The sequence below is a fragment of the Gracilimonas sp. genome (assembly GCF_035704785.1).
In the GTDB taxonomy this organism is placed as follows: domain Bacteria; phylum Bacteroidota; class Rhodothermia; order Balneolales; family Balneolaceae; genus Gracilimonas.
The window spans coordinates 1-10,190 of record NZ_DASSWP010000048.1; the positions used below are offsets into that span (position 1 = coordinate 1).

Sequence of the window (10,190 nt, forward strand, 5' to 3'; positions counted from 1 at the left end):
AACCCCTATCTCGTTGGTTAACCTTTTGGAAGCAAATACCCAATGGACAGTTTCTAATTTTGGACTCGATATCCTTCAAACTCCCAGGGAAGATACTGCCTGCCAATATGTGGTTTTAAGTGATAGTCCCCTTGAAATAGAAGATATGACCAAAGATAAACGCTTCTGCGATAAGGATTATGTAACAGAGGATCCACTTATTCGCTACTATTATGGTGTACCATTGACCACTCCTGATGGTACCAGGATAGGTGCCATGTGTGTAATGGACACCAAGAAAAACGATCTTCCCCCTGAAAAAGAAGAATTTTTAAAGATCATTGCTAAAGAAGTGATAATCCGCATTGAATATGAGCACAAGCTCAAATTAATGCGTAGCAATGTAGAAGAGCTAAAAGAAATTCAGAGAAAAGTAAGTCATGACATTCGTGGACCCATTGGCGGTATTATTGGTATTGCTGAAATACTACACGATCAGGCCGAAGAAAGTAAAATGGAAGAATTTATGCAGCTTTTGGAGCTCATCAATAAAGGAGGACGTTCGGTACTCGATCTGGCTGATGAAATTCTCAATAACTATAAAGAAGGAACCAATTTCGAAAAGGTTTCTTCCAGTGAATTAACACTAGAGATCCTTCAAAATAAACTTATAGATCTTTACCAACCCCCGGCATTGAGTAAATCCATTGAATATTCGGTCGAAATCGAAAATAGCAACCAGGAGATCACTTTCCCAAAACAAAAATTGCTTCAAATTTTTGGCAATCTCATCTCTAACTCCATCAAATTCACTCCTGAAAAAGGTTCTGTAACTGTTTATCTAAAAATTGACAAAGAACCTGAGAATACTCTTCAGGCAGAGATCCGCGATACCGGGGTTGGAATGACTAAAGATCAGATCCAGGAAATGATGAGTGGTAATGCCAGGAGTACAGCCGGCACCAAAGATGAATGGGGATTTGGATTAGGATTTCAATTAGCTCAGTATTTAACAGAATCTTTGCACGGAAAATTAAAGATAGATTCCGAACCTGACAAAGGTTCAAGTATTACAGTCCATATTCCTTTGGATTAGCTTATTATAAGCTTCTTCCGTTCATTATTATTCTAAATACACCCTTCTCTCTTACCCTCTGTTTCCAGAACCTTTTCTTCTTCTATTTTTGTTATTGCTCTTAGGTTTACCACCATTGCTTGTCTTTCTTTTCTCGCTTTTGTGTTTTCTGGATGGGCGGTGTTTTTGCTTTTCGGGAGGAGTCGGATTATGATCGATTAATGGATATTTATGCTCGTCTATAACGGGAATTTCTTGACCGATTAGTTTCTCAATATCCCGCAAATAAGCCTTTTCCTGTGCATCACAAAACGACAGTGCTGTGCCATCTAGGCCCGCCCTTCCGGTTCGTCCTATCCTATGGACATAGGTTTCTGGAACATTAGGGATCTCATAATTGATCACATACTGCAATTCATCTACATCAATACCGCGAGCAGCAATGTCGGTGGCAACCAGGACTCTTGTCACCTGGTCTTTGAAGTTCCCAAGTGCCCGTTGTCGGGCAGTTTGTGATTTATTCCCATGAATAGCCTCCGCCTGAATATTTTGGCTATTAAGCAATTTCACCACTTTATTGGCTCCGTGTTTTGTCCTTGTAAAAACCAATGCCGATTTTGAACCAGCTTCTTGTAACACATCTACCAGTAAATTCTTTTTATTCCCTTTGTCCACAAAGTAGATGCCCTGCTCAATAACATCTACGGTTGAAGATTCGGGAGTAACTTCTACTTTTACCGGGTTGTTGAGAATTGATCTTGACAGCTTTACAATCTCAGACGGCATCGTCGCAGAGAAAAACAGTGTTTGGCGTTTGTTTGGAAGAGCTTTCAGCAACTTCTTTATGTCGTGAATGAATCCCATATCCAACATGCGATCGGCTTCATCCAATACAAAAATTTCTACATCTGAAAGGGAAATAAATCCTTGGTTCATCAAGTCCAGTAAACGGCCAGGCGTAGCGGTGAGAATATCTACTCCCCGCTTCAGTTTCTTAACCTGACTCTTCTGATTCACCCCGCCAAATACCACAGCGGTATTCAGATCTGTGTAACGGCCGTAGCTCTGAAAACTTTCATCAATTTGAATGGCCAACTCACGGGTGGGTGTAACGATCAAGCTGCGAATTTTGCGCTGTTGGCCGGATTTATCCGCACTTAATAATTGTAAGATGGGGATGGCAAACGCAGCTGTTTTACCTGTTCCGGTTTGTGCACATCCCAGCACATCGGTGCCTTTAAGAGCAATGGGTATGGCTTGAGATTGAATGGGGGTGGGGTGAGTGTATCCTTCCTCTTCCAAAGATTTCAGGATAGACGTACTGAGGTACAGTGATTTAAAAGACATATAGGGTATTAAATGAAAAAGCCCGGATCTAAGCCAGGCTAAGAAAAGTGAGCTTTAAGATACACATTTAATTGCTGAAGTATTTAAGGACGTGAATTCAGTTACTCATCTTATTCCGGAATCACATGCTCGGTCCCTATGCCTGCGGTACTTAAAACCCCTCAATTGATTTTCTTCATTTTTTAACTGATCGGTTTTTGTAAATATATTCTTACTAATTCCACAGAGTAAAAATTTTCTCAGTGAACTTCACAAAATATTCACATTAGTTGGTGATCTTGTGGGCGAACAAAACATTTAAGACAAGCGTATCCGAAATATCGAGGTCGGTTTCGCTTAAAACCCAAAATAAAAAACCATCATTATGAGACTCCTATTATCCATCCTAACCATATTTACACTGGCTTTCACAACAACTGTAATGGCTCAAGACAAAGTTGAGATCACCGTTGAAAGCAACGACCGCATGCAGTTCGACACGAGTGAGATCAAAGTTGAAGCAGGTCAAACAGTAGTATTAACCCTTAAGCACGTTGGTAAGCTTCCAAAAGCAGCCATGGGCCATAACTGGGTACTACTGACTCAGGGAACCGATATTCAAGAGTTTGGTTCAGCAGCTTCAAAATTTGCGAACAACGAGTACATTCCTGAAGGCACAGATAATGTAATTGTACATACAAAATTGATCGGTGGCGGACAGGAAACAACTATTGAATTTACAGCACCTGAAGCCGGAACCTACGACTTCATCTGCAGTTTCCCCGGTCATTACGGCATGATGAAAGGTAAATTTATTGTTGAATAGTAGTAGTTAGTTGCACAACTGAACTACTTATTTATACCCCAAACAACCCCGGTTCTATGATCAGTTCCGGGGTTTTTTATGTTCATGAAATGCCGGAGATCGCTTCTTTGATTGAAGTTTCTCCCTGTAGCAGCTCCAGGCTTTTGCCAAAGGTTACAGGACTGTCTATCATTTCGGTGATCACTGCTGCCACATCATCTCTGGTGATGTTTCTCCCTTCAATATCTTCTATGTATTCTGAAAGTTCCACTTTCCCTGTCCCGGGCTCATTGGTCAATCTCCCGGGCATAAGCACTGTAAAATCAAGGTCCGTATTTCGGAGGTGATCATCTGCCGCTGATTTGGCTTCGTAATAGTGCTGCATAGCTTCTGACCATGAATCCTCATCCCGGTTTGCCTTTAAAGCACTCACCATCACAAAACGGTTTACCCCGGCTTTTTCGGCTTCGTCAATCGCTTTTATGGCTCCATCTCGATCGATCATCTGAGTTTGTGATTTTGGAGTATCCCCGCCGGAACCCGCCGTAAACACTACAGCATCCACCCCGTTGTATGCATGACTGAAATCCTCTTCCAGATCAGCCAATACCGTATCAATTCCTTCATTCTTAAACTGACTGATCTGCTCTTCTTTTCGAACCATGGCCTTCGGGTCATGTCCGGCTTCCTTGAGTTTTCTAACTAACCGGGTTCCTATTTGTCCGTTGGCTCCTATTACTAATACATTCATATCTGCTATATTTCTTATTGATGTTTATTTATATAAAAAAGCTAACCAATAATTCGTTTCTCTCAGGAGAATTAACTGAATACTTCCTCTCTATCATCCACCAAAGAAAAATTTATCAAAGTGTCCGATATGTAATACTTTTGGATACTTATTAATCAAGATCAAAAGAATATGCCTAAAGTACTTGTAACTACCGGAGGCGGAGACTGCCCGGGACTGAATGCCGTGATCCGGGCCATTGTGAAACGAGCCGATCAAACCAAAAATTGGGAAGTATATGGAAGCATGGAAGCCTTCAATGGGGTATTACGTTCGCCAAAAGAGATCATTCGTCTTGATGATGAAAAAGTAGCGGGCATTCACGCCAAAGGGGGTACAATTCTGCAAACCACCAACAAAGGCGGGCCGTTTAGTTGGCCCATAAAAAGAGAAGACGGCTCCTGGACCACCGAAGACCGCTCTGATGATATGATCGACTATCTAAAAAGAGAGAGGTTTGAGGTCGTTATAAATATCGGTGGTGACGGTTCCCAGAAGATCAGCTACAAACTGCATAAAAAAGGGTTAAATGTGATCGGTGTACCAAAAACCATTGACAACGACCTTGCCTCCACCGACTACACTTTTGGATTCCAGACAGCCGTGGATATTGCCACCGATGCTGTTGATAAACTGGTAACTACGGCAGCTAGTCACCACAGATTGATGATACTGGAAGTTATGGGACGCGGTGCCGGCTGGATCGCTCTACATTCTGCCATAGGCGGAGGAGCTGAAGTCTGCCTTATCCCGGAAATTCCTTATGACATTAATAGGGTTATGGAACGGTTAAATAGCCGTTACGAAGCCGGAAAAGGATTCGCTATTATTGTGATCGCCGAAGGGGCAAAACCAAAAGAAGGAACGATCGTGGCCAGGGAAAGTGATGAAGTCGGTTACCGAAATGTGCGATTAGGCGGTGTTGCTTATCAGCTTTCGGACCAATTGAAAAAAGCCGGATTTGAAAACGACATCCGGGAAATGGTGCTCGGGCATTTACAAAGGGGAGGAATCCCTGTTGCCTACGACCGGGTACTTGCTACTCAATTTGGAGTAAAAGCCATGGAAATGGCCATCAATGGAGAGTATGGCCGGATGGTTTCTTTCCTGGATCATGAAATTACCTCCGTTTCGCTGGAACAAGCAACCAAAGGACAAAATCTCGTGGATCCCAATGGATTTCTCGTTCAAACCGCCAAAGGTGTTGGTATCAGTTTCGGAGACTAAATCAAACCGTTCATAATTCGATATTGGATGTTCCTTGGTCGATGTTCTTACCCTACTCTGAACTTCAATTCTTCAATAGTTGATAATATCTCATCCCTGTCCATATCACGATAGCGTTCCGGTAATAATTCTTTGGATGTACATTCTATAACCGCACTCAATGTTTGCAGTTCGATCTCTTCGGGGTAAGTTGGCGGAAGGAAATCTTCCAAAGACAGGTCGAGTATTTCCGGAGTGACCTGTACTTTACCTTCAGCAGCAGCCCTGAACTTTGCTCGTGTCAAAGCGGCTTCCATATCAGCGCCGGAGAAAGTTTTTTCACCTTTTTCGATCATCACAGGAATATATTCTTCCGTCATTTTAAGGCCGGTCTTCTTAGCCATGGCCTCAAAAAGTTCCACACGTTCTTCTTTGGTATAAGGCGGGAATAGTGCCAAATGCTCTTCTGCCCTTCCCTGTCTTTTTAGATCCACAGGCATGAGGTCCGGGCGAGCGGTCATCAAGAACCAGACAATACGCCCCCGATTGGCAGTATCACTCATAAAGGTGGCGATCTGCGAGAACACCCGGCTTGAAACGCCGCTGTCCCCGCTTGCATCACGGTCACCAAGGTAAGCATCCGCTTCATCAATCATGACCGCCACAGGCGACATGGCTTTGAGCAGAGAGAGGATCTTCTCAAGGTTTCCTTCCGTCACTCCCTGCCACTGACTGCGGAAGTTCTTCAGCTTAACCATTGGGATTCCAACTTCACTTGCAAAACAAGTTACCATAAAAGTCTTCCCGGTTCCTACCGGACCGCAAACCAAGTAGCCCATCGGCATCACATCCTGCCGGCCGGCTTTAAGGGCTTTCACCGCCTGCCGTAAATGCTTTTTCACATGAGTATGTCCGGCTACATTATCCAGAGAATATTGTGTTTCCACAAACTCCAGCAAACCGTACGCTTCCGCTTCGATCAGCTCTTTTTTCGCTTCTGATAATCCTTCAAAAGTAATTTTTTCTTTGTTTTCCCTTGCATGAGAAAGTACGCTGCGGATGTTTACAAAATTCAATCCGGCCGTTTGCTGAGCAATGATCTCGGATTTTACGGAAGAAATATCCTTCCAAGTATCGTTAGCTGTTTCAAACTTGATGAAATCTAAACGCTCTTTCTCACCGGGGATATTAATTTTAATATCCGTTGTATAAGGATTTTGAACAATCGTCTTATTCAGGTCTGCAAGGTTTTCAGTAATGAGCACCGTGGTGAAATCTGCAGCCAGAAACATGGGGTCATGCGCCCATCTGGATAAATACACAAGAGAAGTCCGGTCTTCATTCCCAATGGAAGCTGCATCGCTCATTGGAACAATAGTCTCGGCATAATCAATGATCAACCCAATACTCTTCTTTTGATCGAGGCGAAGCCGAAAATATTGCTCCAAAAGTGACATCACCCTAACCGGATCTTTAGGCATTTTATTGGCATAATCAGTTCCCACTAAACTATCCCGTCCGGCAATAGCCTGGTTGAAATCAGCCTGAGACTCTTTATCCCTGAAATAGATACCGGAAGCTCGATCGTAAAAAACCACAAAATCACGGGCACCAAAAAACTCCTCAGAAAGAAAAGATTTAAGCCGATTGAATTCAGCACCCTTTTCTGTTTTCAGTGATACAAGATCGTGCACGTTACCATGCAGAATAAATTGATTGATGGTTCTGCTGAGATATTTCCGAGCAAATTCCTGGGACCATTTTGGATAGTGATCGAACATGATATGTTTTTCTTATTTCCGACTAATTGTTAATTAACAGATAGCTATCAGACTTTAGCTCTCAGCTTTCAGTAATTCTGATTTTTACTGAAAGCTGAAGTCTGAAGGCTGATAGCTTACTCTATCAATATGAGCTTAACCGTTTCAATTCTGCTTGGAGTGGCCTTGCTGATAATAAACTTCTTACCCTCAATTATCACTTCCTCATTTACTTTCGGAATGCGCCCTAAATGATTAATTATTAATCCCGCTACGGTATCGTACTCCGAAGGTTCCAATGGTAAGGTAATTTCTTCAAATTTTTGGGACAGCTCTTCAATTTCGACATTTCCGCTGACTACATAGGTATTTTCGGATAATCGCTTCATGATCTCATCATCAACATCGTACTCATCCTGAATATCACCTACCACCTCTTCCAGCAGATCTTCTATGGTAACCATTCCGGATGTTCCGCCATACTCATCAAGAACAATGGCTACAGACATGTTAGACTGACGAAATTCGGTCAGCAGGTCATTGGACTTTTTACTTGACGGAACCAGTTTGACCGGACGAATGATCTCATTAAGTGATTTGGGTCCATGAAAGAAATCATGAGCAAAAACCACCCCTATTACATCATCAATCGAATCACGGTAAACAGGAAGCTTGGAATGTCCAGACTGGATAAACATGTTGAGCACCTCTTCGATCGATGTATCTTTTTCTACGGCTTCGATCTCAATACGGGGGATCATTGAATCCTTTACCCGCATGTTAGAAAGCTCAAGAATATTATGTAATATCTCAGAGTCATCTTCATCTATATCTTCACTTCCTCCACCGTCACGCAGTTCCTTGAAGATCATTTCTACATCTTGACGGCGATAGTAATTCTCAGGAACTTCAGCATCCTTTACCAATAAACGGATCAAAATATTGGATGATCCTTTTGATATCTCTATGAACGGCCTGAATAAATAATAAGCGAATCTTAAAGGGACCGATATCACTGCTATCATATTATCAGCAAGCGCCCTGAATATTGCCTTGGGAAGAATTTCCCCAAAGATCATAATAACAATAGCTGCAATCATTGTCTGAATCAGCAGTACTTGTAATTCAGTAGGTACCACCCCAAACCAGGCCTCCGAATAAACCTGTATTGGTTCTACTAAGAAGATTGCCATGAAGGTCGCGTAAAGGACATTCACAATATTATTCCCGACAAGTGTAGTAGTCAGGAAAGTCTCTGGTTTTCGGGTGAAAAACTCAATAGAGTTCCCCAAAAAACTATTTCTACGAGAGGCTACTTCCAGCTTAAGTTTATTGGCTGTCACAAAAGCAATTTCTGAACCGGAAAAGAAAGCACTTAGCAGTATGGTAGTTACAATCAGAAAAAACTCGATCATATGATTAACCCTGCTAAGTTAGCTGAGAATAAATATAATGATGTGCTACCCGATGGAGGTTCGTCTTTCATTCAACAAATATTAGTTCTTATTTACCGGAAAAATTGGGTTTTCTTTTTGCAAGAAAAGCGCCGGTTCCCTCTTTAAAATCAGCAGTACCGCACAATTCTCCAAATAGTCTTGCTTCAGACTCAAACCCTTTGGCAGATCCGGCCTCTTCCACTGCTAAAAGAGCATTTTTTATAGCAATCGGCCCCTGTTTCATGATCTTGGTAAGCATAGATTTTGCTTCATCAACAGCAGAATGTTCCGTAACCTGATTTACCAATCCGACTTCGTAAGCTTCCTCTGCTTTCACCTGACGACCCGTCATAATGAATTCCAGGGCTTTGGCTCGGCCAACCAACTCGGTTAAACGCTGGGTGCCACCATATCCGGGAATCAAACCCAGGCTCACTTCAGGTAATCCCAATGCTGCATTTGTGGAAGCAATTCGTAAATGACACGCCATAGCCAGTTCACACCCGCCGCCCAGAGCATATCCATTGACAGCAGCGATCACAGGAATGGTCAGGTCTTCAATTTTTTGAAAAACAGCCTGACCTTTTTTGGAAACCCTCTCTCCTGAAACAGGATCTAGAGAGCTCAGTTCTTTAATATCGGCCCCGGCAACAAAGGCTTTTTCTCCGGCACCGGTTATTACGACTCCCCTTATCTTATAGTTCTCTTTAATAGAATCAACAGCCTCGTCCAATTCTTCTAAAACCTGATTATTGAGAGCGTTAAGTTTGTCAGGTCGATTAATAGTTAGCGTACAGATGCCGGCTTCATCAACATTCAGAAGCAGGGTTTCATAAGACTGATCCATATTTATTCTTTGACTTTCTTAGCGGGTTTAATTTCCGTTTCTACATCCGTCGAGAGTTCATCCAAAATGGAATCAAAATCCAGATCGTTTTCCCACTCGGTGGTGTACTCAGGTAAAATATCCTGATCTAAGTCATCAATCAATTGCGAAGTTTCTTCTACTTCAGTCAACAGGTTATCGAGTTGAAAGCCGATCTCTTCAGGGTTACTCATGGTCATAGACTGCTCGTAGATGTATCTGACGGCATCTTCGATGGTTTCAAGATGGGTCTCACAAACTAAATATTTCTCTTTTGCTACCGTAAATTTCTTCAGCCTCTTCTGCATAATGGCAACACGTCGTGCTTTTGTGCGTTTCAGCTTTTCCGATTCCAGCGTTTTAATCTCTTCGATCTGTCGCACAACCTCTTCTTTTAAATTGCTTTCAAGGGAGGTATTCAAATATACTTCATAGCGCTTGATCAGATCGAGTAAGGTCAGGTAATTCCCTAAAAGCTCATCAATTTTTTTACCGATGTTATCCAACAGGCCCTGAGAACTGTATGGCAGTTTCTCAAAATTTTCCTGAACCAATTTGGCAAGATGTTTTAGCACCAAGAAACGTTTTTGGGATTTGTTGTCCAGCGACTGAAAGAGTTCTTTTTCGTTATTAGCTGCGTGGCGTTCTTTGATCTTTTTCAGCTCCAGCTTTTTACGAAAACGAGGTAACTTTGGCACTATCCCCAAATACATCAGCTCCAAACCAAATACGGTGGTAAGTAACAGGCTCGAAAAATCACCCAATCCGGTCATAAAAAAGGCCGTAAGCGTAGCCACCAACAAAACGCCCAGATTAATGGGATTCATGAAGGCTTCGCGGGTGTAATTGATATTTAATTCGTCACTCATGATTCAGTTTCTGATGAATTATCTGTGCTTTCTGATGTTGGCTTTTTATTGCCAATTGTTTTCTCAGTGCGAATTTCGT

At 42.3% G+C, this 10,190-nt stretch carries 9 protein-coding genes; 3 read left to right on the top strand and 6 right to left on the bottom strand.

What is annotated here, in order from left to right:
* On the top strand, positions 1-1,075 hold a 1,075-nt coding region (locus tag VFM80_RS02495), incomplete at its 5' end, for a GAF domain-containing sensor histidine kinase (protein WP_395069219.1).
* Between the two features lie 51 nt (positions 1,076-1,126).
* On the opposite strand, the gene VFM80_RS02500 is transcribed toward VFM80_RS02495, so the two are convergent.
* Positions 1,127-2,401 (bottom strand): DEAD/DEAH box helicase, encoded by a 1,275-nt coding sequence (locus VFM80_RS02500; RefSeq protein ID WP_395069221.1) that lies wholly within the window; start codon positions 2,399-2,401, stop codon positions 1,127-1,129.
* Between the two features lie 364 nt (positions 2,402-2,765).
* On the opposite strand from VFM80_RS02500, the gene azu reads away from it, so the two are divergent.
* Entirely contained in the window at positions 2,766-3,206 is a 441-nt protein-coding gene (azu, locus tag VFM80_RS02505) for an azurin (protein ID WP_395069223.1), read from the top strand.
* An 82-nt stretch (positions 3,207-3,288) separates the two neighbouring features.
* On the opposite strand, the gene VFM80_RS02510 is transcribed toward azu, so the two are convergent.
* Positions 3,289-3,936, bottom strand: coding sequence for an SDR family oxidoreductase (locus tag VFM80_RS02510; protein WP_395069225.1), 648 nt, complete (start codon positions 3,934-3,936; stop codon positions 3,289-3,291).
* A 171-nt stretch (positions 3,937-4,107) separates the two neighbouring features.
* Between VFM80_RS02510 and VFM80_RS02515 the strand changes: the two genes are divergently transcribed.
* Positions 4,108-5,202 (top strand): 6-phosphofructokinase, encoded by a 1,095-nt coding sequence (locus tag VFM80_RS02515; RefSeq protein WP_395069227.1) that lies wholly within the window; start codon positions 4,108-4,110, stop codon positions 5,200-5,202.
* Positions 5,203-5,249: 47 nt separating this feature from the next.
* Here VFM80_RS02515 and VFM80_RS02520 read toward each other — a convergent pair whose 3' ends face one another.
* The 4 genes from VFM80_RS02520 to VFM80_RS02535 all read right to left on the bottom strand — a co-directional run bounded on the left by VFM80_RS02520 (position 5,250) and on the right by VFM80_RS02535 (position 10,111).
* Complete coding sequence (locus VFM80_RS02520) at positions 5,250-6,962, bottom strand: ATP-binding protein (RefSeq protein WP_395069229.1); 1,713 nt, start codon at positions 6,960-6,962, stop codon at positions 5,250-5,252.
* A 116-nt stretch (positions 6,963-7,078) separates the two neighbouring features.
* Complete coding sequence (locus tag VFM80_RS02525; protein WP_395069231.1) at positions 7,079-8,356, bottom strand: hemolysin family protein; 1,278 nt, start codon at positions 8,354-8,356, stop codon at positions 7,079-7,081.
* Positions 8,357-8,444: 88 nt separating this feature from the next.
* Positions 8,445-9,224, bottom strand: coding sequence for an enoyl-CoA hydratase/isomerase family protein (locus tag VFM80_RS02530; RefSeq protein ID WP_395069233.1), 780 nt, complete (start codon positions 9,222-9,224; stop codon positions 8,445-8,447).
* Positions 9,225-9,226: 2 nt separating this feature from the next.
* Positions 9,227-10,111 (bottom strand): hypothetical protein, encoded by an 885-nt coding sequence (locus VFM80_RS02535; protein ID WP_395069235.1) that lies wholly within the window; start codon positions 10,109-10,111, stop codon positions 9,227-9,229.
* Between the last annotated feature and the right edge of the window lie 79 nt (positions 10,112-10,190).

Bases quoted from the DNA above. Each gene is read 5' to 3' on its own strand.
- VFM80_RS02520 (WP_395069229.1), bottom strand. From the start codon at position 6,962: ATGTTCGATCACTATCCAAAATGGTCCCAGGAATTTGCTCGGAAATAT.
- VFM80_RS02535 (WP_395069235.1), bottom strand. From the start codon at position 10,111: ATGAGTGACGAATTAAATATCAATTACACCCGCGAAGCCTTCATGAAT.
- VFM80_RS02510 (WP_395069225.1), bottom strand. From the start codon at position 3,936: ATGAATGTATTAGTAATAGGAGCCAACGGACAAATAGGAACCCGGTTA.
- VFM80_RS02500 (WP_395069221.1), bottom strand. From the start codon at position 2,401: ATGTCTTTTAAATCACTGTACCTCAGTACGTCTATCCTGAAATCTTTG.
- azu (WP_395069223.1), top strand. From the start codon at position 2,766: ATGAGACTCCTATTATCCATCCTAACCATATTTACACTGGCTTTCACA.
- VFM80_RS02525 (WP_395069231.1), bottom strand. From the start codon at position 8,356: ATGATCGAGTTTTTTCTGATTGTAACTACCATACTGCTAAGTGCTTTC.
- VFM80_RS02515 (WP_395069227.1), top strand. From the start codon at position 4,108: ATGCCTAAAGTACTTGTAACTACCGGAGGCGGAGACTGCCCGGGACTG.
- VFM80_RS02530 (WP_395069233.1), bottom strand. From the start codon at position 9,224: ATGGATCAGTCTTATGAAACCCTGCTTCTGAATGTTGATGAAGCCGGC.